This window comes from Streptomyces sp. NPDC044064 (assembly GCF_056434245.1).
The window spans coordinates 43,117-69,642 of record NZ_JBWKFN010000003.1 but is presented as its reverse complement, the minus strand read 5'-3'; the positions used below and the strand labels follow the sequence as shown (position 1 = coordinate 69,642).

The following is a 26,526-nucleotide window of genomic DNA, read 5'->3' as shown; positions in this document are numbered from 1 at the left end:
CCTCGTCGAGAACGGGGTTGTCTTGCTCTAGCGGAAGCGGAACGCCTTCATGAGGCGGAGACTGCGGCTCATGAAGGCGGCGTACTTCTCGTCGTCCATGCCGAGCGACGGCGCCATCGGCAGCAGCCGCTGCTCGGCCACCGTCTGGGCCTCGGTGTACTTGAGGATGCCCTCGGAGCCGTGGCGGCGGCCGAGACCGGAGTCCTTCATGCCGCCCATCGGGGACTGGACGCTGCCGTAGGCGGGCGCGTAGCCCTCGTTGACGTTCACGGTGCCGGTACGCAGCCGGGACGCGACGTCCTGGCCACGGCGGGCGCTCCTGGTCCACACGGACGCGTTCAGGCCGTACGGCGTGGAGTTGGCGCGCTCGACCGCCTCGTCGTCGGTCTTGAAGCGGTAGACCGACACGACCGGCCCGAAGGTCTCCTCCTCGCACACGGACATGGAGTCCTCGACGCCGTCGAGAACGGTCGGCTCGAAGAAGTACGGGCCGATGTCCGGACGGGCCGCACCGCCCGCGACCAGCTTCGCGCCCTTGGCGACGGCCTCCTGAACGTGCCGTTCGACGGTCTTCAGCTGCCGTTCCCCGACCAGCGAGCCCATGTCGGCGCCGTAGGCGAGGGAGTTGCCGAGCCGCATGCCCCTGGTGCGGGCGGCGAAGCGCTCCAGGAAGGCGTCGGCCACGGACTCGTGGACGTACAGCCGCTCGATGGAGATGCAGAGCTGACCGGCGGAGGAGAAGCAGGCGCGCACGGCCCCGGCGGCGGCCTTCTCGATGTCGGCGTCGTCGAGCACCAGCATGGCGTTCTTGCCGCCGAGTTCGAGGGAGACGCCGACCAGGCGGGCCGCCGCACCTTGCGCGACCTCGCGCCCCGTGCGGGTGGAGCCGGTGAAGGAGACGTAGTCGGCGTGCCGGACGACCTCCGGACCGACGACCGGGCCCTCGCCGAGCACGACCTGGAAGACGTCGGCGGGCAGTCCGGCCTCGATGAGCAGGTCACGTGCCCAGAGCGCGGTGAGGCAGGTCTCGGTGTCCGGCTTCATCACGACCGCGTTGCCGGCGACGAAGGCGGGCAGCGCGTCGCCGACCGACAGCTCCAGCGGGTAGTTCCAGGGGGCGATCTGGCCGACGACGCCGCGCGGGTGGCGGAGTTCGGTGACCTTCGTCAGGGTCGGCATGGCGCCCGCGTGCCGCTTGGGCCGCAGGTAGGCGGGGGCCTTGCGGCCGTAGTGGCGGGCGGCCACCGCGACGGCCTGGACCTCCTCGTGCGCGTGCAGGCGCGCCTTGCCGGTCTCCAGCTGGATGAGGTCGAGGACCTCTGCCTGGCGCTCCAGCACCAGGTCGTGGAAGCGGAGCAGCACGGCGGCCCGCTGCCGTACCGGCGTCCTCTCCCACACCGCCTGTGCGGCGCGGGCGGCCTCGAAGGCCTTGAGCACGTCCTCGGGGGTGGACTCGGGCAGGTCGGCCAGCTTCTCGCCGGTGAACGGCGTGTGGTTGGCGGTACGGCCCGAGCCGACGACGCCCTTGGTCAGCTGGGCCACCAGTTCGGGGGTGACCACGTCGGCGGCGGTGCGGGCGCCTTCGGGGGCGGGCGCGAGGGGGTTGGTACCGGTGATGTCCGGGGCCTGCGAGTCCGTCATGACGCGCAGGGTATGCCGAGGCGAAGGCTTTGGGTACCCGTCGGTAACGGGGATTCACGGAGTGCACACACAACGCCAGTGATCACTGGCAGCAAATGTGCTGATCAGGGCGTTGTCGAGGTGACGATCACTCGGCTCCGGGTTTTTTCGCGAGGAGGAGCCCGAGGGCGGCGAGGGGGGTGCGACGGCGGGGGTCGGGGGTGGGGGCGGGCGGCACGACGACCGGGGCGGAGGACACGGGCCGGGCTTCCGGCTCGGGCCGGGCTTCCGGCTCGGGCCGGGCTTCCCGTTGGTTCTCGGGGGTCGTCTCCGCCGGGGGCAGCACGCCGGCGCACGCCTCCAGCACCGCCGCGACCTGCTCCGCGCCCGGCCGCGCCTCCGGCTCCGGTGCATGCAGCCGGGTCAGCAGCGGGCCGAGCGGGCCGGCCTCCCCGCCCTCGACGGCGGCGGCGAGCAGCGCCCCGAGGGACCACAGGTCGGAGGCGGGACCCGCGCCGGGCCCCGACGCCCGCTCCGGCGCGACGAACTCGGCGGGCCCGTCTCCGGCGTGCCCGTCCCCGATCCCGAAGTCGGTGACGACGACCCGCCCGGTGCCGGACTCGATCAGGACGTTGGCGGGCTTGAGGTCCCGGTGCACGATCCCGACGGCATGCGCGGCCCGGAGCGCCCCGAGGACGGCGAGTCCGACCCGGGCGGCCTCGGCGGGCTCCAGCGGCCCACGTCCGACGGCCTCCCGCAGCGACTCCCCGCGGACCAGCTCCATGACGATCCGGGGAAGTCCGTCCTCGGCGACGACGTCGTACACGGTGACGGCCGAGGGATGCCGTACCCGGGCGGCGGCCCGCGCCTCCGTGCACAGACGGTGCGCGATCCGCCGGCTCTCCTCGTCGCCGGCCGGATCCCCGGGCAGGAGCGGCTCCTTGACGGCGACGTCCCGCCGGCCCTGCTCGTCCCGGGCCCGCCAGACGGTCCCGGACGGGCCGGCGCCCAGGCGTTCCAGGAGCCGGTAGCGCCCACCGATCAACTGTCCGTCGGGCGAGCGTTCGCCGTCTCCAGTCATGTCACATGAGTACCGTGCGCACCACGTCGTTGTCGAAGCGGGCGGTCAGGCGGCCCACCGGTGCAGCGTGAACTCCCCCTTCTCCTTGCGCACTTCGACGGCGCCGGCGCCACCGAAGTGCGCGGGGACGACCAACGCCCGCTCTTCTGCCGCGCGTTCGAGCACTCGGTGCCGGGCCACGGCCGCCTGCCGCGGGTCGAGGCAGAAGCAGCTGCTGCACTCGGGGTGCAGGATCTGCACCGGGCTGTGCAGCAGGTCGCCGACGAACACGGCCCGCTCGCCGCGCGAGGCGAGGCGCAGCACGGAGGAACCCGGAGTGTGCCCGGGGGCGGCCTCCAGGACGAGATGCTCGTCGATGCGGTACTCGCCGTCCCACACCACGGCCTGCCCGGCCCGGTGCACGGGCGCGACGCTGTCCTCGTAGACGAGCCGGTCGTCCACGCGCACGCCGCCCGCGTAGCCGCCCTCGGGCCCGAAGTGGTGGTCGTCCGCGGCCGGCAGGAGGTACTGGGCACCGGGGAAGGACGGTACCCACACGCCGTCGGCGTCACGGGTGTTCCAGCCGACATGGTCGCCGTGCAGATGCGTGTTCACGACGACGTCGACGTCCTGCGGACGGACCCCGGCCCGCTCCAGGCGGTCAAGGAAGTCCCCCTGCCGTCGGTGGAAGAGCGGATTGCCGGGTCGCTCGCGGCCGTTGCCGACGCCGGTGTCGACCAGCACCGTGCGCCCGCCGGAACGCACCACCCAGGTCTGGAGCGCCACCACGGCACGGTCGCCACCGGACTCCCGGTGGTCGGGGACGAGTTCCTGCTCGTGGGCGCTCCACACCTCGGGACCGCAGTCCGGGACGAGGGCCCCGGCGGGCACGTACGGCCCCCGCCACTCGACGATACGGAGCACCTCGACGTCGCCGACCCTGAAGCTCTGCACTTTGTCATCAGCCATACCGATGACCCTAGGAGCCCGGACTGAACGTCCCAATGCTCATTTGGCTCTGTCCAATACGCTGTTGTCTCATGGATGTGGTGAGCGATGCGATCTCGGCGGTCCGGTCCGGCCGGCCGTCCTCGAACCGGTTGCGGGTGCGCGGCAGCTGGAGCGTCCGGCTCGCGCCGTACGAGGGGGCGGGCTTCCATGTCGTCCTGAGCGGCGCGTGCCGGCTCGTGCCGGACGGGGGCGGCGACCCGGTGCCCCTGAACACGGGGGACGTGGTGCTGCTGCCGCACGGGGCCGGACACGTGCTGGCGGACCGGGCGGCGGGGGCGGCCGAGATCCGGCGGGCGGTGCCGTTCGAGGAGGTGCGGGACGAGGAGGTGCGGGACACGGACGTACGGCTTCCCGGGTCCGGCCCCGGTGTCGAGCTGCTGTGCGGCAAGTACCGTCTCGACCGCAGTCGCACACACCCGCTGCTGGCGGAGCTGCCGCAGGTGGTGCACCTGCCGCACCGGGTCGGTGACCATCCCGAACTGCGCACCGCCGTCGACCTGCTGGCACGCGAGCTGGACGAACGCCGGCCGGGCGCCTGCCTGGCCCTGCCGAGCCTGCTGGACCTCCTGCTGATCTACATGGTCCGCGCCTGGATGACCCGGGCGGAGACGGGCGCGTGGCCGGCGGTGCTGAACGACCCGGTCACGACGGCGGCGCTGCGGGCCCTGCACTCCGATCCGGCCGCCCCCTGGACGGCCGACCGTCTGGCCTCGGAGGCGGGCGTCTCGCGCGCCACCCTGTCCCGCCGCTTCACCTCGCTGGTCGGCCGCCCGCCGATGGCGTACCTCACCTGGTGGCGCCTGACCCTGGCGGCGACCCGGCTGCGCGACTCCGACGTGCCCCTGGCGACGGTGGCCCGGGAGACCGGCTACGGCAGCCCGTACGCCCTCTCGCACGCTTTCAGCCGGGAGTTCGGGACCACACCGGGGCGGTACCGGGAGGGGGTCCGGGCCGACGGGCCCGTCCTCACGGCTTCGTGAGTTCCAGGTTCGCGATCGCCGCCTTCGCCACCTCCCGGCCCCGGGCGGTGAAGTCGCCCCTGCCCGGGTAGCCGACGGTGAGCCGGTACAGGTCGCCGGACCTGGTGCGGTAGTAGAAGATCTGGATCTCCCGCGGGCGCGGGTTCTCGCTGTCGTCGGTGGTGAAGGCGACGGTGTTCGTGGCGGCCGGCCGGCCGCGGTACTCGGCGTTGTCGTCCGGGTGCGTCCGCGCTCCCTTGGCCATGCCGAGGGTGTAGTCGCCCTCGTTCTTGAACCTCTCGTCGTCGGCGCGCATCTGGGCCACGGCGTTGCTCTTGATCTCCTTGAGGGAGTCCTCCGACTTCCTGGTCAGGTCGAGGACGACCGAGATACCGCCGCTCCAGTCCGTGTACGACACCCAGCTCTTGTCGGTGGCGTTCTTGTCCGGGCGGCCCGCCTGGTAGGCCTCGGGGACGGCGAGGGTGGCGCCCAGCTTCGGGTCCGCCCGCTTCGCCCAGCCGTCGGGGAGCGGGCCGGCGAAGGGGTCGGCGAGGACGAGGTATCCGGCAGCGGCGGCCGCGACCACGGCGGCGCCCACGCCCAGCCAGACCTTCCGGCCCGGCCGCCCGGAGCGGGTGGCGGGCTCGGCGCCCCGGACCTGCTGGATGGGTTCCGGCGCCGGCGGGTCGGCGGCCGCCTCCAGCAGGGCGCGGACCTGCGCCGCCGTCGGGCGGCGGGCCGGGTCCTTCTGGAGCAGGCCGTCGATGACCTCGGCCAGCGGGCCCCGCGCGGCGGCGGGCGCGGCCGGGGCGGCGTTGAGGACGGACTGCAGGGTGGCCGGGGTGTTGCTGCGGCGGAACGGGGAGACGCCCTCGGTGGCCGTGTAGAGGACCACGCCCAGGGACCACAGGTCGCTCGCCGGGCCGGGGCGCTGCCCCAGCACCCGTTCCGGCGCGATGTACTCGGGCGAGCCGACGAAACCGCCCGTGTCGGTCAGGTTCGTCTCGCCCTCGATCTGTGCGATGCCGAAATCCGTGAGGACGACCCGGTCGTACCGGCCCAGCAGCACGTTGTCCGGCTTCACGTCCCGGTGCAGGACGCCCGCCGCGTGCGCCGCCTCCAGCGCGCCGAGCACCTGCAGACCGGTCCGGGCCGCCTCGCGCGCGTCCAGCGTGCCCTCCTGGAGCGCGTCGCCCAGCGAGCGTCCGCGCACCAGCTCCATCACGATCCACGGGCGGTCGTCGACGACCGCGACGTCGTACACGTCTACCACCGCGGGGTGGTCGAGCCGGGCCGCCGCGCGCGCCTCGCGGCGCATCCGCTCGAAGGCGTTGGCGCGTTCCCGCTCGGGAAGGTGGTCCGGGACCCTGGGCTCCTTGACGGCGACCTCGCGGTCCACCATCTCGTCCTTGGCCCGCCACACGGTGCCCATCCCGCCGTGGCCGAGCTTGGCGAGCAGCCGGTACCGCCCGGCGATCAGCCGCCCGGCCCCCTGGGCGGGCAGCGCCGGAGGCTGCGGGCCCGGGTTCGGGCTCGGCGGTTGCAGAACAAAACTCGTCGTGTCGTCGGCCGTGCGGCCGACTCCCCCGTCACTGCTCATGGTTCATCCATATCGCGCCATGAGCGCGCCAGCCACAGGGAACGCGAACCGGTCACGAAGCCGTGACCGAGAAGGTGTCCACGGCCACGTCGAAGTACTCCCGGGCCTCCTTGACCTTCCCCACCGGCGCCGACACCCACACGTCGTACATCCGGCCGCCCTCCTCCCAGCACACGTCGTAGGTGTGGCGGGCGCCCTCGGCCGTGCTGAAGCCGTTCCAGGTGAACTCCCAGAGAGCGGCGGGGTGTCCGGCGTGCGTGGTCGTGGTGACCCGGCCGTCGTGGTAACCGGGGTTGGTGCTGGGCCCGTCGGCCGCCGACCGGTTCATCACGCCGGTGGGACCGCCCGGCTCGGGCGCGGCGACCTTGATGCCGAGGCGGAAGGTCTGCCCCGGGGAGAGGTAGAAGACCCGCTCGCCCTGGCTTTCGCGGGTGAAGTCCTCCGGCACGGCGAGGGAGAAGCCGGCCGGGTCCCTGGCGCTGCGGTAGCCGGAGGGAGCGGTGTGCGTGGTGGAGGCCGCCGGTGCGCTGCTCGCGGTGGACTTCGGGGCACCGGTGGTCGGGGAGCTGCCGGTGGACGGGGAACTGCCGGTGGGTGCCGTCGGGCTGGTCGCCGTTCCGCTCGGGGTGCCGCCGCCTGCGCCGCCGCCCTGTTTCAGCAGCAGCGCCGTCGCCGAGACGCCGGCGCCGGCCACCGCGGCCACCAGCAGCGCGGCGATCAGCACCCCGCGCGCGGACTGGCGTGCCGCCGGGGGCTGTTCGGCGGTCGGCGCGGGCGGGGTGAGCGGCCCGCGCGGCATGTCGTGCTCGGTGGGCGTGTAGGGGGTCACGGGGGCACGGCCTCTGGAGTCGCCCAGCCGGGGCGTACGGCCTCTGGAGTCACCGGTCCTGGGGGTACGGCCCCTCGTGTCACCGCTCCGGAGTGTGCGGGCCGAGCCCGGTGTGCCGCCCGGTGCGGCCGGGGTGCGGCCCGTCTCCAGGTACGTCCGCAGCATCCGCTCGGCCTCCGCCGCGCCCAGCCGCCGGTCGGGGTCGCGCTCCAGCAGGCCGAGCACGACGGGCAGCAGCGGCTCGGCCTGCGCGGGTGGCCGGATGTCGGCGGCGACGACGGCGTGCAGGATGCCGCCGAGCGAGTCGCGGCGGAACGGCGACTCGCCGCTGAGCGCCGTGCACAGCAGCGCGCCCACCGACCACAGGTCGGACTCCGGCCCGGTACGGACGCCGGACATCCGTTCTGGGGAGGTGTACTCCGGCGAGCCGACGAAGGAGCCGGTCTCGGTGAGCGTGGTGGCGCCCGCGACCTGTGCGATGCCGAAGTCGGTGAGCACGACCCGGTCGGTGTCGGAATCGATCAGCACGTTCGCCGGTTTGATGTCGCGGTGCAGCACCCCGGCCGCGTGCGCGGTGCGCAGCGCGCTCAGCAGGTCGACGGCGATCCGGGCGGCCTCCGCGGCGTCGACCGGCCCACCTGCGGCGATGCGGTCGGCGAGCGAGCCGCCGTCGATCAGCTCCATGACGATGTACGGCCGTTCGTCCTGCTCGACCACGTCGTGCACGACGATGATGTGCGGGTGCCGCAGCTGCGCCACCGCCCGCGCCTCGCGGAAGGTGCGCTCCCGGCGGCGACGGGCGTCGTCGTCCGTGAGGGAGTCGTCCGGAGCCAGCTCCTTGACCGCCACCTGACGGCCCAGCAGCTCGTCGGCGGCCCGCCATACGACGCCCATTCCGCCGCGCCCGATCCGCGCCAGTAGGCGGTAACGGCCCGCGATCACACGGAAGTCGTCCCCCTCGGATCCCATGAGCCCCATCATGCCGCACCGGCCGCACGCCTTCCGGGGCGGTCATCGGCCAAGCCTCGGGGACTCAGCCGGAGTTCGGCTGCCAGCCCTGCAGGACCCGCTTGAACTGCTTGTTCGTCGTCGCCCAGTCGGCGGCGGGCGACGACATGTAGATGGCGTACTCGACGCCCTCGCGCGAGAAGTACGTCTCCTCGACGGCGTGCCGCGGGCCGGCCACGTAGGGCGGTACCGTCTTCTGCGCGGTCCAGGTGTACTCCCACAGCGATCCCTTGCAGTCGCGGTAGGTGTTCTGGTGCATGGTCACGGTCTTGTAGTCGATCAGCCGCTGGAGCTGCTGTTCCAGGTCCTTCTGGTGCTGGAAGGGGTCGGCGAAGTCCGGGTCGGTGTCGATGGCGATGCGGACGAAGTGCACGCCGCCGTCGGGCGAGTAGTCGACCTGCTTGAGGTCGCCGTCATTCTGGTACACCTTGCGCGTCCAGCCCTTGGGCAGGGAGAGGCTGAAGCCCAACGGGTCGTTCTGGCGCACCCAGCCGTCGCCGACCGCGCTCCCCGGACCCGGGCTGCTCCTGCCCGAGGTCGCGGGCGCCGGGCTCGCCCCGCCGCCCGTCTCGGTGTCCTGCTGCATCGTGCCCCACTGCTTGTAGGCCACCGCGGCGCCACCGCCGAGCACGGCCGCGAGGGCGACGACCAGCGCGAGCGTGCGCAGACGGCGCCGGGGGCGGGGGCGGGCGCGAGCCGGTGCGGCGGGCCCCACCATGGTCGGGTCCATCCCCTGCGGTCCCACCGCCGTCGGACCGGTGACGGAGCGCCCCTCGGCACGCGGCCCGGAACCGTGCCCCGAAGTGCCGGCCCCGGAGGTGTACGAATCACTGCCGTACGAGCCGCCGCCGTACGACCCGCCGGTGCTCACGCCCCGGCCCTGGGTCGGGACGAACGCCTGTGCGGCGCTCGGCCGACGGCCCTCCGCCGCCTCGGCGAGCAACTGCTCCGTCTCCTCGGCGCTCGGCCGCTGGGCCGGCTCCTTGCGCAGCAGGGCGGTGATGACGGGGCCGAGCGCACCCGCGTGGCGGGTCTCCTCCGCGTCCTCCTCGACGACCGCCTGCATGGTGCTCAGCGGCGAGGTGCGGCGGAACGGCGAACGTCCCTCGACCGCCGTGTACAGCGTGGCGCCGAGCGCCCACAGGTCCGAGGACGGGCCGGGGTCGTGACCGCGCACCCGCTCGGGCGCGAGGTAGTCGACCGAGCCGACGACCTCACCGGTGCGGGTGATGGTGGTGTCGCCCTCGATCTGGGCGATGCCGAAGTCGGTGAGCAGCACCCGGCCGTCCTCGCCGAGCAGTACGTTGCCGGGCTTGACGTCCCGGTGCAGCACGCCCGCGGAGTGCGCGGCGCGCAGCGCCCGCAGCACCCACAGGCCGATCCGGGCGGCCTCGCGCGCGTCGAGCCGGCCGCGGTCCTTGACCGCGTCGGCCAGCGAGCGGCCCTCGACCAGCTCCATCACGATCCACGGGCGGCCGTCGTGTTCGAGCACGTCGTGGACGGTGACGACGGCGGAGTGGTTGATCCGCGCGGCGGCGCGGGCCTCCGCCCGGGTGCGGGCGAGCAGAACGGCCTGGTCGCTCTCGGAGACGTAGAGCGCGGCGGTCAACTCCTTGACGGCCACTGCCCGGTGGAGCACCTCGTCGTGGGCGCGCCACACCCGGCCCATGCCGCCGCTGCCGATGGAATCGGCGAGCCGGTAGCGGCCCGCTATCAGCAGGCCCTGCATCTGATTCACGTTGCCCCGCAATGCTCTTGACAGGCTCAGACTAAGGACCGGCCTGCCCGCTGGGAACAAGCGGGGGGCCAAGGAAACCGCACTGTGACGGTTGTCGCTTCTCCTCGCGAACGGGAACCGAATCCTCGGTCGCCCGACCGGTATACACGGCGCTCAACGCGTGTAGCGGTACGTCGCCGTAGCCTGCTCGTACAGCCGCGTCACCGTATCCCGCTCGGCCTCCGGACCCCGGACCTGGACGATGTGGTAACGGCCGTTCAGCAGGATCGCCATGTTGCGCACGTAAAGGTCGCGTCCCTGCCCGTCGGTCCAGGTGAACTGGCCCTCGGCCATGGTCCGTCCGCCCACCTCGATGGTTCTCAGGCCGGTGGCCGTGGCCCAGCTGGAGTCCCGGTACGGCTGCAGTTCGCGCTCCTTGTCCCGCTGGTAGACCATCGGATCGCTGCCGCCCGCCGAGGCGCTGTCCCGTCCCGGTACGAGGATCAGCTCGAAGTTCCCGTGCGAGTAGACCACCTGGCCGCTGCCGTTCTTGGGCGTGCGGTCCCAGCCCTTGGCGACGGCGACCTTGAAGCCCTCCGGGTCGGTGCGCAGGGTGAACCCGTCGGCGACGGAGGGATCGCCGCCGGTCTGTGTCTCGGTGGCGGGCTCGGACGCCGAGGGACTGCCGCTCGCGGTCTGCCCGGAGGACGGCTGCCCGGCGCGGGACGGCGCGGGGCTCGCCTCCCCGGCGCTGCCGGTACGGTCGCTGCCCGCCGCGCCGCTCTCCCCCTGCTTCGGCATGAAGAGCACCGCGTACGCCACCGCCCCGGCCAGCAGGAGCAGTATCAGCAGGAGCAGCGTCCGGCCGAGGCTGCGCGGGGAACGAACCGCCTCGTCCCGGGCCCGCTTGTGCCGGCCGTGCGGATGGGGCGCGGGCATCCCGGCGCGCCGCCGCCGCACCAGCTCACCGCGACGCCGGACGATCGGCAGCCGTCTCGGGTCGGCGGGCGGGACGGGGACGACATGGGTGCCGGCGTCCGGCTCGGGCGCCGAGCGCACCAGCGAGCGCAGCCAGCCGCTCAGCTCCTCGAAGTCCAGCCGGTCGGTGGGGTCCTGGCGCAGCAGCGACTCCACGACCGGGCGCAGCGGACCGCATTCCTCGGCGAAGGCGGGCGGCTCCGCGCACACCAGCTGCACCAGCTCGGCCGTGGACTCCTCGGGGTAGGGCGCATGCCCCTGCACGGCCCGGAACAGCAACGCCCCGAGGGCCCACAGGTCGGTGGCGGGCCCGATCGGCGCCGCCAGCTGCCAGTTCTCGTGCACGGGCCCGGCCTGCTCCGGCGCCCATCGCTCGGTCACCGGCCCCACGACGGTCATCCGCACCTGCCGTGCCCGCTCGGCCGCGAGCGCGGTGGCGGGACCGCGGCGCACGGCTCCGGCGCCGTGCTCGTCCCAGCGGGCGGCACCGGTGGCCGGGGTGAGGGCCGCGCCTGCGGGGAGGGCGGGGGGCTGTCCGGGAACGGGGGCACCCCGACCTGTGCCGCGCGGCTGACCGGCAGGCGCCTGACCGGGTACGGGCAGCCGGCCCGCGTCGGGTGCTGCGCCGGGACGCCACTCCCCGGGCGGCAGGACGGGTCGCCGTCCGTCACCGCCCGGCTCGGCCGGCGTACCTGCGGGGCCCGAGCGCGGTGCGGCGCCGTGCCAGGAGGAGCCGTGCACCCCGTAGGGGTCGGCGATACGGCCGGGCGGTGCGGCGGCCTGGCCGGAGGAGTACGGCGGCTGCACCGTGCCGTCGGCCGCGGCCTCGCCGTCGGCGGGCGGGCGGGCTCCGGGCAGGGCGGCGTGGCCGTTCTGCCGGGCTTCCTGCACCCGGGCCGCGGCCCGGGCTCCCGCACGGTAGGCGGCGATGGCCCCGGCCCGCGCGGCACGGATGTCGTCGCCGCTCTCCAGGGCCCGTCGGCCCGCAGGTCCGGGGACGGCGGCTTCACCCGACGCCCCGTTCGTGCCCGGCACCGGCAGCCCACCGGCGGCCCGTGCCTGGATCGCGGCCCGCCGCGCGGCCTCGGGATCCGCGTCGGGCGACGGCACAGGTCCCGAAGCGTCCACAGAGCCGCTCACCGCACCGGCCGGGACACCGCCGCCTGCGGCACCCCGCCCGCCGTCGCCACCGGGACCCCGGCCGGCGGAGTCACCGAAGCCCTGGCCACGGGAGCCGCCGGGCCCCTGCCCGCGCCGGCCCTGTCCGCCCGTGCCGACGCCCTCAGCGGCACCGCCGCCCGGCCCGAGGGCCCCTGCCGGCCCTTCCTGGCCCTGCTGCCCGTCCGGAACCGGCACCGGGTCGTACCCGCACAGCGCCTCCTCCGCCGCACCGACCGCCAGGCCGGTCAGCATCACGCGGCCGTCGTCGCAGACGAGGACCGTGCGGGCGGTGATGTTGCGGTGCACCCAGCCGTGGCCGTGCAGGACACGCAGCGCCATGAGGACGTCGGAGGCGACCTCGGCCGCCCGGTACGGCGTCAGCGGCTGCTCGGCCAGCAGCGCGGACAGCGGACGTGCGGCCACCCACTCGCTCACTATCCACAGCGAGCCGCCCTCGGCGAACACGTCGAAGACCTGGTCCAGCCGCGGATGGTCGGGGATGCTCGCGGCCGCCTGCGCCGCCTCGACGGCCCGCCGCACCGCGGGGTCCGAGGGGCGGCGGGTGGCGGTCCGGGCCGCCGGGGTACGACGCGCCCCGCGCTCACGGGCGGTGAACCCCTCGGGCAGCCCGTCCGCGTCGAGCACCTCGGCCTCGACGACCTCCGGCAGCGGCACCTGACGGACCAGCACTTCCTGCCCGCTGTAGGTGTCGAAGGCCCGGGTCTCGGTCAGTTCGTACTCGTCGGAGGGCGGCAGCGGCAGGCGGTAGCGGTCGGCGAGCACCCGGCCCGCATAGTCGTCCACGTTGCCTCCCCCGACCGCCCGGTCGTTCACATCCGTTCCCGTACGGGCCGTTGCGCAGCCACAATCCGGCTCCGTACGGTCCGCAACCATTCACGATACGTGCCGGAGGCAAGTCGCATTGAGGGGATGACGGATTCTCACGGCCCCAAACAGGGCTCGTTCACATCACGACTTGGGCTCGAACGACGTCGTCAGCGTCTTCCAGGTGGCCTTGCGCAGCGGGCTGTTCCACGCCGCGGCCTTCGCCGTGTACATCAGCCCGTACCCGAGGCTGCCGTTCACCACGAACCCCCGGTCGATCGAACGGTACTTGGTGCCGCCCTCCACGTAGGTGAACTCCCAGTCGGCCGTGTTCCAGCTGCGGTAGTCCACCTGGGCTATGCGGATCTTCCGGTACTGGGAGCGGTACATGTAGCGCTCCTGGTTCTTCCAGTCCGCCACCGGGTCGTCCTTGGGCGTGCTGGTCCAGCCGACGAGCAGCATCTGCCCGTTCGGCCCGGTGTAGCGGTCTCCGGCCTGGCCGGTGGACTTGAACCTCCACCCCTTGGGGAGTCCGATCGAGTACCCCTGGGTGCCCTTTCGGGTCGACTCCGCCGGTGCGCCGCCGCCGCTCTTCGAGCCGGACGAGCCGGACGAGCCGGAATCGTCATCGTCGCCCGCCTGGCTCGCGCCCGTCTCCGTCGCCGAACCGGTCGTGGCGGAGGCCGAGGTGTTCCCGTCCGTCCTGGCGTCGCCGTCGGTGCCGTTCTTGCCGCCCGGGCCCTTGTCCTGCTTGGTGGAGGCGCTGGCGCTGGCCGCGCTCCTGGCACCGCCGTTCCTGCTGCCCTTGCCGTCGCCGCCGTTGAGCACGATGGTCAGCACGGTGCCGATCACGGCGAGCACGACCACCACCGCGATGATCACCAGCGTCCGCCTGGGCACCACGTCGGTGAGCGGAGCTCTCGGCACCGGCCGCGGCGACAGGTCCAGGTCCGGCGGCGGCACCACGGGCCACCCGGAACTCGGCTTGTTCGCGCTGGAGTTCGGCGTGGCGGAAGCCTGGGCCGGGACGGTCGGCCGGCCGGTTGCCCCGGCACCCGTGCCCGAACCGCTCTCCGCGGCCGGCTTGCCGCCGGTGCCCGCAGCCGCCGTACCGCCACCGCTCTTGGCGCGCGCGGACGACGAGGAGCCCGCCGCCCCGGCAGCCTTGCGGACCGAGCGCAGCGCCCCGCGCAGCTTCTCCCCGGCCTCCTCGCCCCGCTTGCCCTCGCGCCCCTCGGGCTGCGCCGGCAGCGGAACCACCCGGGTGGCGTCCATCGCCTCCGGCTCCGGCGCGTGGATGACCTTGTTGAGCATCGCCCGGGCCCCGGCGTCGTCGAGCCGCTGGGCCGGGTCCTTGGTGAGCAGGCCGTAGATGACGTCCCGGAGCGGACCCGCGTTCTTGGGCTCCTCCAGGGGCTCGGTCATCACCGCGGTCAGCGTGGCGATCGCGGAACCCTTGTCGTACGGCGGCAGACCCTCGACCGCCGCGTACAGCAGGCCGCCCAGCGACCACAGGTCGGCCGCGGGTCCCGGCTTGTGCCCGCGGGCGCGCTCCGGGGAGATGTAGGAGGGAGCGCCGACGAGCATGCCGGTGGAGGTGATGGACGGGTCTCCCTCGACCTGCGCGATACCGAAGTCGGTGAGCACGACCCGGCCGTCCTCGGCGATGAGCACGTTGGACGGCTTCACGTCACGGTGCAGGATGCCCTCGCGGTGCGCGGAGCGCAGCACGTCGAGGATGGCCAGCCCGACCTCGGCGGCACGCCTGGGCTCCAGCAGGCCGTCCTCGCGGATGGCCTCGGCGAGGGACTTACCCTCGACCAACTCCATGACGATCCAGGGCCGGTCGTCCTCCTCGACCACGTCGAAGACCGTCACCGCGCTGTTGTTGCGGATCCGGGCGATCGCCTTGGCCTCGCGCAGGGTGCGCGTGATCAGGCGCCGCTTCTCCTCCTCATCGATGTTCGACGGGAACCGCAGCTCCTTGACGGCGACCGTCCGGCCGAGGGTCTCGTCCTCGGCACGCCACACCGTGCCCATGCCGCCGCGGCCCAGCACGTCACCCAGCCGGTACCGCCCGGCGAGGAGACGACGCTCGCTCTTGTCCTGACGAGTCTCCTGACGAGATGTGCCCGCCCGCTCCGCCTCCGACATGCGTCCCCTCATGCAACCCGCCCTGACAGAGCCTCCATTGTCTCTCACCCGACAAGTGGCCGACGCCCAGGGTGCCCCTGAACCCGTCCCGGACTCCGCGCACCGCAACACCCACTGAAGGTGAGCTTCCGCTTACCGGGATGATGGACCCGAGCAGAGAGGAGCCCGGATGCCGACGCTTCGGACAGTCCTGTCCATACCGGCGCTGCTGGCCCTGCTGCTCGCCTGCGCCACCTCCCCCGCGGACTCGGCGTCCACCGCCACGGACTCGGTCCTCCCGCTGCTGGTCACCCGGGGCGGGGCGCCCGCCGCGGGCCTGCTGGCCCTGGACGCGAACCGCTTCCACTACTCGGCCGCCGGTCCGGGCATGGCGCGCGCCGACCACTTCCGCGCCGGCAGCGTCACCAAGACCTTCGTCGCCACGGTCGTGCTGCAACTGGCCGCGGAACACCGGCTGTCTCTGTCGGACACCGTGGAGCGGCACCTGCCGGGACTGCTCCGCGGACGCGGCACCGACGGACGGCACATCACCCTGCGCGCCCTGCTCACCCACACCAGCGGGCTCGCCGACTTCACCCGGGCCACCCGGGGGACCGTCCCCCTGACCCCGCCTCAGGCCGTACGCGTCGCCCTCGCCCTCCCTCCGGCCCGCCCGGGCCGCTACGCCTACTCCAGCACCAACTACGTCCTGCTCGGCATGGCCGTCCGGCAGGTCACCGGCCACTCGTACGCCACCGAGGTCCGGCGCCGGATCATCGCTCCGCTCGGCCTTGCGGACACCTCCCTTCCCGGATCCCGCACGTCACTTCCGCCGCCGCACGGCCGCGCCTACACCGCCGACGGCTCCGACGTCACCCGGCTCGACCCGCGCGTGGCCGGCGCGGCGGGTGAGCTGGTGACCACGCTGGCCGACCTGGACCGCTTCTACGCGGCCCTGCTCGGCGGCCGGCTGCTGCCCTCGCACTGGCTGCGCGAGATGCTCAACACCCGTGCCGCGCATGGCGCGTACGGCATGGGGATCTTTCCGGCAAAGCTCCCGTGCGGCATCACGGTGTGGGGACACAACGGCCGGATATCCGGGAGCTACGTGCGCACCGCGGCCACCGCCGACGGCCGGCATGTCCTCACCTTCCGTGTGAACACGGACGCGGTCGCAGATCCCCGGCTCGAACCGGCCCTGCTCTCCGCCGAGTTCTGCCCTCGCACCCGGTAGAACGCACCGGTTCCGAACGAAGATCCCGGTTCGCGACACTCGTTCGAGTGAAAGTCGGAGGTGGGCCGCCGTCAGCCCACCTCGGGCTCAGCCCACCTCAGCCCAGCCCACCTCAGCCCAGCCCACCTCAGGCTCGGCTCGGCTCAGCTCAGCGGCACGATGTCCGGCGCCCCCAGCCTCGCCGCGTCCGCCGTCAGGTCGTCCGGCTGGAGCTGGGACTCCCGCTCGGCCTCGACCCGCTTCTCGTAGTGCTCCACCTCGCGCTCGATCTGGTCCTTGTCCCAGCCGAGCACGGGCGCCATCAACTCGGCGGCCTCACGGGCGCTGCGGGTGCCCCGGTCGAAGGTCTCGATCGAGATGCGGGTGCGGCGGGTGAGCACGTCGTCCAGGTGCCGGGCGCCCTCGTGCGAGGCCGCGTACACGACCTCGGCGCGCAGATAGTCGTCGGCGGCATGCAGCGGCTCGCCCAGCGCGGGGTCGGCGGCGATGAGGTCCAGGATCTCCTCGGCCATCGAACCGTACCGATTCAGCAGGTGCTCCACCCGGACCACGTGCAGTCCGGTGCGGGCCGCGATCCGCGCCCGCGCGTTCCACATCGCCCGGTAGCCCTCCGCGCCCAGCAGCGGGATCTCCTCGGTGACGCAGTCGGCGACACGCATGTCGAGGCCGTGCACCGCCTCGTCGACGGCGTCCTTCGCCATCACCCGGTACGTCGTGTACTTCCCGCCCGCCACGACCACGAGGCCCGGCGCCGGATGCGCCACGGTGTGCTCGCGGGACAGCTTGCTGGTGGCGTCGGACTCGCCGGCCAGCAGCGGACGCAGGCCCGCGTACACGCCCTGCACGTCGTCGCGGCTGAGCGGGACGGCGAGCACCGAGTTGACGTGTTCCAGCAGGTAGTCGATGTCGGCGCTGGAGGCGGCCGGGTGGGCCTTGTCCAGGTCCCAGCCGGTGTCGGTGGTGCCGACGATCCAGTGCCGGCCCCAGGGGATGACGAACAGGACCGACTTCTCCGTGCGCAGGATCAGACCGGTGGTGGAGTGGATGCGGTCCTTGGGCACGACCAGGTGGATGCCCTTGGAGGCGCGGACGTGGAACTGGCCCCGCTCCCCCACCATGGCCTGCGTGTCGTCGGTCCACACACCGGTGGCGTTGACGATCTGCTGGGCGCGGATCTCGTACTCCCCGCCGCCCTCCACGTCCTGCACCCGGGCGCCGACCACCCGCTCGCCCTCGCGCAGGAACCCGGTCACGCGGGCCCGGTTGGCCACCTTCGCGCCGTAGGACGCCGCCGTGCGCACCAGGGTCGCCACATAGCGGGCGTCGTCCATCTGCGCGTCGTAGTACTGGAGGGCGCCGACCAGGGCGTCCTTCTTCAGGCAGGGGGCGACGCGCAGGGCGTGACGGCGGGTCAGGTGGCGGTGCAGCGGCAGACCCCGGCCGTGTCCGCGGGCCATGGACATCGCGTCGTACAGGGCCACGCCCGAGCCCGCATACAGGCGCTCCCAGCCCTTGTGCTGCAGCGGGTAGAGGAATGGCACCGGTTTGACCAGGTGCGGGGCGAGCCGCTCCAGGAGCAGGCCGCGCTCCTTCAGGGCCTCGCGGACCAGGGCGAAGTCGAGCATCTCCAGATAGCGCAGGCCGCCGTGGACGAGCTTGCTCGATCTGCTGGAGGTGCCGGAGGCCCAGTCGCGGGCCTCGACCAGGCCGGTGGACAGACCGCGGGTCACGGCGTCCAGTGCGGTCCCGGCGCCGACCACTCCGCCGCCGACCACCAGCACGTCCAGCTCGCGCTCCGCCATCGCCGCCAGTGCCTCGGCGCGCTGCGCCGGACCCAGAGTCGCTGTCCTCACCGCTGCCTCCCGCTGTCGAAGAACTCGCTCGCGTCGGCCGCACCCGGGTGGGCGAAGCCCCGGTTCATCCCCTCCTCATGCCCAAATTCTGACCGGCTTGCCCGACTTCAGCCACCACGGGCTTCCAACCTGTGGACAACACGAACACAACCCCCGGAAGACACACGAACACAATCCCACATAACGGTCATATTTACTCCTAGTGTGACAGTGCGCTCGCTCTGGCAGTCCACAGCGGTTGCGCATCTGTCCCGCTTCGGTTACTGGGAAGGACGGGCCCACGCCATGCCCGCAGATCTCGCCGTCATCGGACTCGGTCCCTGCGGCCTGCCGCTCGCCCAGGCCGCCGTCGCCGCAGGCATCCCGACCATCGGGTACGCCACCGGCCCCGAGGCGGGTTCGCTCAGCCCGGCGGAGCTGCGGCGGATGCACGCGGCCGGCTTCCGGCCCGCCACCGACCCGGCCCAGCTCGGCCGGGTGCGCACCGCCGTGATCTGCGCGCCCACCCCGCGCGGCGCCGACGGCGGGGTCGACCTCGGCCAGGTGGAGGCCGCCGCCCGCACCCTGGCGGAGCGGCTGCGCCCGCACACCACGGTCATCCTGGAGTCGCCCGTGCTCCCCGGAACCACCGAGAAGTTCCTGCGCCCCCTGCTGGAGGAGGGCTCGGGGCTGCGCGCCGGCCGCGACTTCCACCTCGCCTACTCGCCCAGCCGCGTCGACCCCGGCAACCGTGACCGCACCCCCGCCGGCACGCCGAAGGTCATCGGGGGTCTCACCCCCGCCTGCACCGAGTCGGCCGCGGCCTTCTACGGACGGCTCACCGACAAGGTGGTACGCGCGCGCGGACTGCGCGAGGCGGAGGCCGTGCAGGTCCTGGAGACCAACTACCGCCACGTCAACATCGCGCTGGTCAACGAGATGGCCGTCCTCTGCAACGAGCTGGGCGTCGACCTGTGGGACGTCATCCGCTGCGCGGAGACCAAGCCGTTCGGCTTCCAGGCGTTCCGGCCGGGCCCGGGCGTCGGCGGGCACGGCGTCCCGCAGGACCTCAGCGGCCACGCGAGCCGCACGCTGCGCATGGTGGAGCTGGCCCAGCAGGTCAACCACCGCATGCCCCGGTACGTCGTCCAGCGCGCCGCCACGCTCCTGAACGAGCACGGCAAGTCCGCGCGCGGTGCCCGCGTCCTGCTCCTCGGCGTCACCTACAAGCCCGACCTCGCCGACCTGCAGGGCACCCCCGCCCGGGAGATCGCCGTCCGCCTGATGGAACTGGGCGCCTCGGTCAGCTACCACGACCCGTACGTGCCGTCCTGGAGCGTCCTGGACCGCCCGGTCCCCCGTGCGGACTCCCTGTACGAGGCGGCCGCCGACGCCGACCTGACGATCCTGCTCCAGCAGCACCGGACGTACGACCTGCAGGGCCTGTCGGTGAAGGCCCAGTTGCTGCTGGACACCCGAGGGGCCACACCCACGGGGGCTGCGCACCGTTTGTGAGCCCGCCCCGCGCGGCCGGCCCCGGGAGGCCCGGGAAGCCCAAAAGCGAAACGAAACGGCCCACCGGTCGGACCGGTGGGCCGTTCGTCAGACCCGACGGATCACCGGGCCGAGTGCTCGTAGCGGTAGCCGACCGCCTTGCGGGCGATCCCCTTGCCCACGGACTTGCCAGTGATCTTGCTGTACACGCTGAACGAGTACTCCTTGTACAGCGGGTACGCGTTCAGGGTGCCGAACTTGCCCCTGGGGACGTCCCAGCTGCCGGCCATGCTCTTCGTGCGCGACTTCGTGACGTCGAAGCCGACGCCCCCCGACACCGCTTCCGCGGTCACGGTGATGTTCGTGCTCCTCGTGTTGCTCACCGTCTCGATGGCGGTCAGCGTGAGCGTCATGGGGCCTGGCCCCTGAACGACGGCGATGGAGTTCTTGCCCTGCACCAGCCCGTGGTACTTGACGCTCTTGATGCCGCACAGGGCCGGGTTGTAGTCGAGCCGCATGCTCCGGCACGGCGTCCTCGAGGCGGCGCCGGCCTCGCCGGTCATGCCCACGGTGCCCGTGAGGACGGCAAGGGCGACGGCTGCGGCGCGTACGCCACGGGATACGGCAGAGTTGGTCGATCGCAACGGAGTTCCCCTCGTTCTGCTGCTGGTCAAGCAGCGGAACGAGACTAACGATGTCAGGAACACAACAGACAACCGGAACCGGATATCTGATCAACATTTGAGCCTTGTCCCAGCACAGACAGGGAACAAGGGGCCCGGACCGGACGGGACACGGTCCGGGCCCTCGGCGCGAGCCGGTGGGCTACCGCCGGTGCTGGCTGTCCGCCACCGTCACCTCGACCCGCTGGAACTCCTTGAGCTCGCTGTAGCCGGTCGTGGCCATGGCGCGGCGCAGGGCACCGAAGAAGTTCATCGAGCCGTCCGGGGTGTGGGACGGGCCGGTGAGGATCTCCTCGATCGTGCCGACCGTGCCCAGGTCGACCTTCTTGCCGCGGGGCAGCTCCTCGTTGACCGCCTCCATGCCCCAGTGGTGGCCCTTGCCGGGCGCGTCCGTGGCACGGGCCAGCGGGGAGCCCATCATCACGGAGTCGGCACCGCAGGCGATCGCCTTCGGGAGGTCGCCGGACCAGCCGACGCCGCCGTCCGCGATCACGTGCACGTACCGGCCGCCGGACTCGTCCATGTAGTCGCGGCGGGCCGCGGCCACGTCGGCGACCGCGGTGGCCATCGGGACCTGGATGCCGAGCACGTTGCGCGTGGTGTGCGCGGCGCCGCCGCCGAAGCCGACCAGGACACCGGCCGCGCCGGTGCGCATCAGGTGCAGGGCGGCGGTGTAGGTGGCGCAGCCGCCGACGATCACCGGGACGTCCAGCTCGTAGATGAACTGCTTCAGGTTCAGCGGCTCGTGCGCGCCGGAGACGTGCTCCGCCGAGACCGTCGTACCGCGGATGACGAAGATGTCCACGCCCGCGTCCACGACCGCCTTGGAGAACTGGGCGGTGCGCTGCGGGGAGAGCGCGGCCGCCGTGACCACGCCGGAGTCGCGCACCTCCTTGATGCGGGCGCCGATCAGCTCCTCCTTGATGGGAGCCGCGTAGATCTCCTGGAGGCGGCGGGTCGCCTGCTCGGCGGGCAGCCCGGCGATCTCGTCGAGCAGCGGCTGCGGGTCCTCGTACCGCGTCCACAGGCCCTCGAGGTTCAGCACCCCGAGGCCGCCCAGCTCGCCGATCCGGATCGCGGTGGCCGGGGAGACGACCGAGTCCATGGGGGCGGCCAGGAAGGGCAGCTCGAAGCGGTAGGCGTCGATCTGCCAGGCGATCGAGACCTCCTTCGGGTCCCGCGTACGGCGGCTGGGGACGACGGCGATGTCGTCGAAGGCGTACGCCCGGCGGCCGCGCTTGCCGCGCCCGATCTCGATCTCAGTCACGTCTTGGCCTTTCCCTGATGCATTGCAGCGTCTTCCAGTATCGCCGACAGCTACGACAAGGGCGGCCCCGGATGCTCCGGGACCGCCCTTGCACGGCCTGTACGGCCCTCACGCGTGCGCGTGCGTCACTTCTGCCTGCTGTAGTTCGGCGCCTCGACCGTCATCTGGATGTCGTGCGGGTGGCTCTCCTTGAGGCCCGCCGAGGTGATCCGCACGAAGCGGCCCTTGGACTCCATCTCCTCGATGGTGGCGGCGCCCACGTAGCCCATGGTCTGGCGCAGACCGCCGACGAGCTGGTGCAGCACGTTGGAGAGCGGGCCGCGGTAGGGCACCTGGCCCTCGACGCCCTCGGGCACGAGCTTCTCGTCGGAGGACACCTCGGCCTGGAAGTAGCGGTCCTTCGAGTACGACTTGCCCTGGCCGCGGGACTGCATGGCGCCCAGCGAGCCCATGCCGCGGTACGACTTGAACTGCTTGCCGTTGATGAACATCAGCTCGCCCGGCGACTCCTCACAGCCGGCGAGGAGGCTGCCCAGCATGACCGTGTCCGCACCGGCGGCGAGCGCCTTGCCGATGTCGCCGGAGTACTGCAGACCGCCGTCACCGATCAGCGGGATGCCCGCCGGACGGGCGGCGAGGGAGGCCTCGTAGATGGCGGTGACCTGCGGGACGCCGATGCCGGCGACCACGCGGGTGGTGCAGATCGAGCCCGGGCCGACACCCACCTTGATGCCGTCGACACCGGCGTCGATGAGCGCCTGGGCGCCGTCGCGGGTGGCGACGTTGCCGCCGATCACGTCGACGTTCACGCTGGACTTGATCTTCGCCATCCAGGCGAGGGCGTTGCTGTTGTGGCCGTGCGAGGTGTCGACGACCAGGAAGTCCGCACCGGCCTCGGCGAGCGCCTGGGCGCGCTCCAGCGCCTCGGGGCTGGCACCGACGGCGGCACCGACGAGCAGACGGCCCTCGGCGTCCTTGGCGGCGTTGGGGTACTTCTCGGCCTTGACGAAGTCCTTGACCGTGATCAGGCCCTTGAGGACGCCCTCACCGTCGACCAGCGGCAGCTTCTCGATCTTGTGCTTGCGCAGCAGCTCCATGGCCTCGGGCCCGGAGATGCCGACCTTGCCGGTGACCAGCGGCATCGGGGTCATGACCTCGCGCACCTGGCGCGTGCGGTCGCTCTCGAAGGCCATGTCGCGGTTGGTGACGATGCCCAGCAGCTTGCCGGCCGGGTCGGTGACCGGGACACCACTGATGCGGAACTTGGCGCACAGGGCGTCGGCCTCGGCGAGCGTGGCCTCCGGGTGCACCGTGATCGGGTCGGTGACCATGCCGGACTCGGACCGCTTCACCAGGTCGACCTGGTTGACCTGGTCCTCGACGGAGAGGTTGCGGTGCAGCACGCCGACGCCGCCCAGCCGGGCCATCGCGATCGCCATGCGGGACTCGGTCACCTTGTCCATCGCCGCCGACAGCAGCGGGATGTTGACCCGGACATTGCGGGAGATGCGGGACGAGGTGTCGACCGCGTTGGGGAGCACCTCGGATGCGCCCGGCAGCAGCAGCACGTCGTCGTAGGTCAGCCCGAGTGTCGCGAATTTACCGGGCACTCCGTCGACGTTTGCAGTCATGACACCTTCCCCAAATGGCCTTGATCGGTGCGGATGTCCATGCTAACGGGAAGCACGGCTAGCAAATTCCACGGTCCGGGATGACTTCAGGCTTCGTATGTTCGTACGGAAACGAACGCAGGCCTGTTCAAAGAAGGGAGCTACGGAGGCTCCACCCAGGGCAGTTACTGCTCGGCAAGCGCGCGCAGCCTGCTCAGCGCCCGATGCTGGGCCACCCGCACGGCGCCGGGTGACATTCCCAACATCTGCCCCGTCTCCTCCGCGGTCAAGCCCACGGCGATACGCAGCAGGAGCAGCTCCCGCTGGTTCTCCGGGAGATTGGCCATCAGCTTTTTGGCCCACTCGGCGTCGCTGCTGAGCAGGGCGCGCTCCTCGGGGCCCAGGGAGTCGTCGGGGCGTTCCGGCATCTCGTCGGAGGGGACGGCCGTGGAGCCCGGGTGGCGCATCGCGGCGCGCTGGAGGTCGGCGACCTTGTGCGAGGCGATGGCGAAGACGAAGGCCTCGAAGGGGCGGCCGGTGTCGCGGTAGCGCGGCAGCGCGAGGAGGACGGCGACACAGACCTCCTGGGCGAGGTCCTCCACGAAGTGGCGTGCGTCGCCGGGCAGCCGGGACAGCCGGGTGCGGCAGTAGCGCAGGGCCAGGGGGTGCACATGGGCGAGCAGATCGTGCGTGGCCTGCTCGTCCCCGTCGACGGCACGATGCACGAGCGCACCGATCGCCCCTTGGGCCGTGCCCGCCTCGTCGTCGCGCATCGGTCCATGGTGCCTTGCGGCCGTCCGGTCCGTCGCATCGTGTTCGTGGTTGTGCACCGAAGCGTTATGAGCAGGTGCGCCGGCACTCATCCCCTGCGCCCTCCCCTTCCGCTCGACCGACTCGTCCCCGAGAGACTCCACATCTCAAGGATGCGGCATCCGCGCCGAAACGAGCACCGCACGCTCTGCACCGGCCCCCCGCAAGGGCGTGAGTGGCGGATCCGCCCCCATGGACACAGAGCAAAGCGGCAGGTCAGACAGGTGCCCGCGAATTCCGGGTGAGACGGATCCACCACTCGCCGCCGACCACACCCACACCCGAGGGTGAGCCGGGCCGGAGGCGAGTGCCCGCGGCCGGCTCATCCGGCCGGGGTCTAGCGGACCAGACCCCAGCGGAAGCCCAGGGCCACCGCGTGGGCGCGGTCCGAGGCGCCGAGCTTCTTGAAGAGCCGACGGGCGTGGGTCTTGACCGTGTCCTCGGAGAGGAACAGCTCGCGGCCGATCTCGGCGTTCGAGCGGCCGTGGCTCATCCCCTCCAGCACCTGGATCTCACGCGCGGTGAGGGTGGGCGCGGCGCCCATCTCGGCCGAACGGAGGCGACGCGGGGCGAGACGCCAGGTCGGGTCGGCGAGGGCCTGGGTGACCGTGGCCCGCAGCTCCGCGCGCGAGGCGTCCTTGTGCAGGTAGCCACGGGCGCCGGCGGCGACCGCCAGGGCCACTCCGTCCAGGTCCTCGGCGACGGTGAGCATGATGATGCGCGCGCCCGGGTCGGCGGACAGCAGCCGGCGCACGGTCTCGACGCCGCCCAGGCCGGGCATGCGTACATCCATCAGGATGAGGTCGGAGCGGTCGGCGCCCCAGCGGCGGAGGACTTCCTCGCCGTTGGCCGCCGTCGTCACACGCTCGACGCCGGGCACGGTCGCGACCGCGCGGCGGAGCGCCTCTCGGGCAAGCGGGGAGTCGTCGCAGACGAGGACGGATGTCATGACCGCCCTCCGCAGCTGATGCGCGTCACCTTGAGCCTCCAGGCTGGTACGGAATCGTCACCTGTGCGGTCGACCGTCTCGGACGCCTGCCCGAGCGCTTGTGTTTTCAACCGCCTCCGCACTCTCAACGACGGTCACTCGAAAGAGTTACGGGGCTGCGTGCCGTCTTCGGCACTCTACGTGAGGGCACCGACACGGTGCAGACATGCCCAACAGACCCTCAAGTTTTCATCACAACCTATGCCCCATTTAGCCGTTTTTGCTCCCGTTTCTCAGTGTCTGGAGCTAGATTCGCAATGAGTCATATTTTCATCTCCTTAGACCGGAGATGTACGGTCGATGGCACCGTATCCGCCCAGAACGGCTACAAGGGGTCACGTAATGGCAGATTTCTCCCGCCTTCCCGGACCGAACGCGGACCTGTGGGACTGGCAGTTGCTCGCTGCCTGCCGCGGGGTGGACAGCTCGCTCTTCTTCCACCCGGAGGGCGAGCGCGGGGCGGCTCGGAGCGCTCGCGAGAACTCGGCCAAGGAGGTCTGCATGAGGTGCCCGGTCCGTGCGGAGTGCGCGGCGCACGCACTGGCGGTGCGCGAGCCGTACGGCGTCTGGGGCGGCCTGACCGAGGACGAGCGCGAGGAGTTGATGGGGCGGGCGCGCAACCGGCTGGTGTCGGCATCGACGACCAGCGGGGGCTCCGCACCGCACGCATGAAGGAACGTTTCTGCGATAACTCGGCACGCGGGCACGCGCATGCGTGCCCGTGATCCTTCAGAGGCCGCCCCTCATCCGGAGACCCCGGCCGACCGGCGTCACCGCCGCCCGGCCGACCGGGCGAGCTGCTCGAGCGTCGCCGCCACGGCCTGCACCTGTGCCAGGTCGGGCAGGGTGAGAGCGACGATCTGCCGCCGTACCGCGGGTTCCAGCGCCACCGTACGCACGCCCCGGGGCCGCACCGAATCCACCGCGAGCTGCGGCAGTACGGCGACGCCGAGGCCCGCGCCGACCAGGCCGACCACCGCCGGATAGTCGTCGGTCGCGAAGTCGATGCGGGGTGTGAAGCCCGCGCTCTCGCACACCTCCACCAGCTGGCCGCGACAGCGCGGACACCCCGCGATCCAGGGCTCCCGGGCCAGCTCCCCGATGGCGACGGACTCCGCGCGCGCGAGCCGGTGCCGTTCGGGCACCAGGGCGACCAGACGGTCGGCCAGCAGGGGCCGTACGACGAGGTCGTCCCACTCCTCGGCGACCGCCGCTCCCTCGTAGCGGAAGGCGAGCGCCAGGTCGCAGTCGCCCTCGCGCAGCAGCTCGACGGACTTGGGGGGCTCGGCCTCCTCCAGCGAGACGCGGGTGCCGGGGTGGGCGGCGCGCAGGGCGGCCAGGGCGGTGGGGACCAGGGTGGAGCTGCCGCTCGGGAAGGAGACCAGCCGGACCCGGCCGGCCCTCAGGCCCGCGATCGCGGCGACCTCCTCCTCGGCCGCGGTGAGCCCGGCGAGGATTCCGGAGGCGTGCCGGACGAGGGCCTCGCCGGCCTGGGTCAGACGCATCTCGCGGCCGCTGCGGACCAGCAGCGGGGTGCCGACCGAGGACTCCAGAGCCTTCATCTGCTGGCTGACGGCGGGCTGGGTGCAGCCCAGCTCGCGCCCGGCCGCCGAGAAGGAACCGGTGGTGGCGACTGCACGCAGGACGCGGAGATGACGGGCCTCGATCACCCCCCGAGCATAAGCCTGGCTTGGACATGGCGCCTCA

19 protein-coding genes are annotated in these 26,526 nt (G+C 72.5%); 4 read left to right on the top strand and 15 right to left on the bottom strand.

The features are described from left to right. Positions 1-27 precede the first annotated feature (27 nt). The 3 genes from AC07DS_RS05795 to AC07DS_RS05785 all read right to left on the bottom strand — a co-directional run bounded on the left by AC07DS_RS05795 (position 28) and on the right by AC07DS_RS05785 (position 3,649). The gene (locus AC07DS_RS05795; protein ID WP_479143006.1) at positions 28-1,641 is read right to left on the bottom strand and encodes a succinic semialdehyde dehydrogenase; all 1,614 of its coding nucleotides are present in this window, start codon (positions 1,639-1,641) and stop codon (positions 28-30) included. Between the two features lie 127 nt (positions 1,642-1,768). After that, positions 1,769-2,701, bottom strand: coding sequence for a serine/threonine-protein kinase (locus AC07DS_RS05790; protein WP_479143004.1), 933 nt, complete (start codon positions 2,699-2,701; stop codon positions 1,769-1,771). A gap of 45 nt (positions 2,702-2,746) precedes the next feature. Next, the gene (locus AC07DS_RS05785; RefSeq protein WP_479143003.1) at positions 2,747-3,649 is read right to left on the bottom strand and encodes an MBL fold metallo-hydrolase; all 903 of its coding nucleotides are present in this window, start codon (positions 3,647-3,649) and stop codon (positions 2,747-2,749) included. A 71-nt stretch (positions 3,650-3,720) separates the two neighbouring features. On the opposite strand from AC07DS_RS05785, the gene AC07DS_RS05780 reads away from it, so the two are divergent. Then, the gene (locus AC07DS_RS05780) at positions 3,721-4,671 is read left to right on the top strand and encodes an AraC family transcriptional regulator (protein WP_479143001.1); all 951 of its coding nucleotides are present in this window, start codon (positions 3,721-3,723) and stop codon (positions 4,669-4,671) included. Here the strand turns inward: AC07DS_RS05780 and AC07DS_RS05775 are convergent. From AC07DS_RS05775 to AC07DS_RS05755, 5 genes are all read right to left on the bottom strand, one after another. Next, entirely contained in the window at positions 4,658-6,250 is a 1,593-nt protein-coding gene (locus AC07DS_RS05775) for a serine/threonine-protein kinase (RefSeq protein ID WP_479143000.1), read from the bottom strand. The genes AC07DS_RS05780 and AC07DS_RS05775 overlap by 14 nt on opposite strands. 52 nt (positions 6,251-6,302) lie before the next feature. Beyond that, positions 6,303-8,048, bottom strand: coding sequence for a serine/threonine-protein kinase (locus AC07DS_RS05770; protein WP_479142998.1), 1,746 nt, complete (start codon positions 8,046-8,048; stop codon positions 6,303-6,305). Positions 8,049-8,112: 64 nt separating this feature from the next. Then, positions 8,113-9,816, bottom strand: a complete 1,704-nt coding sequence (locus AC07DS_RS05765; RefSeq protein ID WP_479142996.1) for a serine/threonine-protein kinase — start codon at positions 9,814-9,816, stop codon at positions 8,113-8,115. A 162-nt stretch (positions 9,817-9,978) separates the two neighbouring features. Then, positions 9,979-12,747, bottom strand: a complete 2,769-nt coding sequence (locus tag AC07DS_RS05760) for a protein kinase (RefSeq protein WP_479142994.1) — start codon at positions 12,745-12,747, stop codon at positions 9,979-9,981. A gap of 165 nt (positions 12,748-12,912) precedes the next feature. Further along, positions 12,913-14,922: a serine/threonine-protein kinase gene (locus AC07DS_RS05755; RefSeq protein ID WP_479143549.1), complete on the bottom strand. Its 2,010-nt coding sequence runs from the start codon at positions 14,920-14,922 to the stop codon at positions 12,913-12,915. A gap of 169 nt (positions 14,923-15,091) precedes the next feature. Here AC07DS_RS05755 and AC07DS_RS05750 point away from each other — a divergent pair, with 169 nt between their 5' ends. Next, entirely contained in the window at positions 15,092-16,135 is a 1,044-nt protein-coding gene (locus AC07DS_RS05750; protein ID WP_479142992.1) for a serine hydrolase domain-containing protein, read from the top strand. Positions 16,136-16,278: 143 nt separating this feature from the next. Here AC07DS_RS05750 and AC07DS_RS05745 read toward each other — a convergent pair whose 3' ends face one another. Then, positions 16,279-17,988 carry a glycerol-3-phosphate dehydrogenase/oxidase gene (locus AC07DS_RS05745; protein WP_479142991.1) on the bottom strand — a complete coding sequence of 570 codons (1,710 nt, stop codon included), beginning with the start codon at positions 17,986-17,988 and terminating at the stop codon, positions 16,279-16,281. A 285-nt stretch (positions 17,989-18,273) separates the two neighbouring features. Between AC07DS_RS05745 and AC07DS_RS05740 the strand changes: the two genes are divergently transcribed. Next, the gene (locus AC07DS_RS05740; protein WP_479142989.1) at positions 18,274-19,482 is read left to right on the top strand and encodes a nucleotide sugar dehydrogenase; all 1,209 of its coding nucleotides are present in this window, start codon (positions 18,274-18,276) and stop codon (positions 19,480-19,482) included. 101 nt (positions 19,483-19,583) lie between these two features. Here AC07DS_RS05740 and AC07DS_RS05735 read toward each other — a convergent pair whose 3' ends face one another. The 5 genes from AC07DS_RS05735 to AC07DS_RS05715 form a co-directional block, all read right to left on the bottom strand. Then, positions 19,584-20,105 carry a hypothetical protein gene (locus AC07DS_RS05735; RefSeq protein WP_479142987.1) on the bottom strand — a complete coding sequence of 174 codons (522 nt, stop codon included), beginning with the start codon at positions 20,103-20,105 and terminating at the stop codon, positions 19,584-19,586. A gap of 181 nt (positions 20,106-20,286) precedes the next feature. After that, on the bottom strand, positions 20,287-21,411 hold the full coding sequence (locus tag AC07DS_RS05730) for a GuaB3 family IMP dehydrogenase-related protein (protein ID WP_479142985.1): 1,125 nt from the start codon (positions 21,409-21,411) through the stop codon (positions 20,287-20,289). Positions 21,412-21,536: 125 nt separating this feature from the next. Beyond that, positions 21,537-23,042, bottom strand: coding sequence for an IMP dehydrogenase (gene guaB / locus AC07DS_RS05725; protein ID WP_479142983.1), 1,506 nt, complete (start codon positions 23,040-23,042; stop codon positions 21,537-21,539). Between the two features lie 164 nt (positions 23,043-23,206). Next, the gene (locus tag AC07DS_RS05720; RefSeq protein ID WP_479142981.1) at positions 23,207-23,794 is read right to left on the bottom strand and encodes a sigma-70 family RNA polymerase sigma factor; all 588 of its coding nucleotides are present in this window, start codon (positions 23,792-23,794) and stop codon (positions 23,207-23,209) included. Positions 23,795-24,168: 374 nt separating this feature from the next. Continuing rightward, entirely contained in the window at positions 24,169-24,780 is a 612-nt protein-coding gene (locus AC07DS_RS05715) for a response regulator transcription factor (RefSeq protein ID WP_003948568.1), read from the bottom strand. 381 nt (positions 24,781-25,161) lie between these two features. Here AC07DS_RS05715 and AC07DS_RS05710 point away from each other — a divergent pair, with 381 nt between their 5' ends. Then, the gene (locus AC07DS_RS05710) at positions 25,162-25,491 is read left to right on the top strand and encodes a WhiB family transcriptional regulator (protein ID WP_145879553.1); all 330 of its coding nucleotides are present in this window, start codon (positions 25,162-25,164) and stop codon (positions 25,489-25,491) included. 98 nt (positions 25,492-25,589) lie between these two features. Here the strand turns inward: AC07DS_RS05710 and AC07DS_RS05705 are convergent, their stop codons facing one another. Further along, complete coding sequence (locus tag AC07DS_RS05705; protein WP_479142978.1) at positions 25,590-26,489, bottom strand: LysR family transcriptional regulator; 900 nt, start codon at positions 26,487-26,489, stop codon at positions 25,590-25,592. Positions 26,490-26,526: the final 37 nt, after the last annotated feature.

Bases quoted from the DNA above. Each gene is read 5' to 3' on its own strand.
- AC07DS_RS05775 (WP_479143000.1), bottom strand. From the start codon at position 6,250: ATGAGCAGTGACGGGGGAGTCGGCCGCACGGCCGACGACACGACGAGT.
- AC07DS_RS05795 (WP_479143006.1), bottom strand. From the start codon at position 1,641: ATGACGGACTCGCAGGCCCCGGACATCACCGGTACCAACCCCCTCGCG.
- AC07DS_RS05710 (WP_145879553.1), top strand. From the start codon at position 25,162: ATGGCAGATTTCTCCCGCCTTCCCGGACCGAACGCGGACCTGTGGGAC.
- AC07DS_RS05750 (WP_479142992.1), top strand. From the start codon at position 15,092: ATGCCGACGCTTCGGACAGTCCTGTCCATACCGGCGCTGCTGGCCCTG.
- AC07DS_RS05755 (WP_479143549.1), bottom strand. From the start codon at position 14,922: ATGTCGGAGGCGGAGCGGGCGGGCACATCTCGTCAGGAGACTCGTCAG.
- AC07DS_RS05715 (WP_003948568.1), bottom strand. From the start codon at position 24,780: ATGACATCCGTCCTCGTCTGCGACGACTCCCCGCTTGCCCGAGAGGCG.
- guaB (WP_479142983.1), bottom strand. From the start codon at position 23,042: ATGACTGCAAACGTCGACGGAGTGCCCGGTAAATTCGCGACACTCGGG.
- AC07DS_RS05740 (WP_479142989.1), top strand. From the start codon at position 18,274: ATGCCCGCAGATCTCGCCGTCATCGGACTCGGTCCCTGCGGCCTGCCG.
- AC07DS_RS05720 (WP_479142981.1), bottom strand. From the start codon at position 23,794: ATGCGCGACGACGAGGCGGGCACGGCCCAAGGGGCGATCGGTGCGCTC.
- AC07DS_RS05770 (WP_479142998.1), bottom strand. From the start codon at position 8,048: ATGGGATCCGAGGGGGACGACTTCCGTGTGATCGCGGGCCGTTACCGC.
- AC07DS_RS05780 (WP_479143001.1), top strand. From the start codon at position 3,721: ATGGATGTGGTGAGCGATGCGATCTCGGCGGTCCGGTCCGGCCGGCCG.
- AC07DS_RS05765 (WP_479142996.1), bottom strand. From the start codon at position 9,816: ATGCAGGGCCTGCTGATAGCGGGCCGCTACCGGCTCGCCGATTCCATC.
- AC07DS_RS05785 (WP_479143003.1), bottom strand. From the start codon at position 3,649: ATGGCTGATGACAAAGTGCAGAGCTTCAGGGTCGGCGACGTCGAGGTG.
- AC07DS_RS05790 (WP_479143004.1), bottom strand. From the start codon at position 2,701: ATGACTGGAGACGGCGAACGCTCGCCCGACGGACAGTTGATCGGTGGG.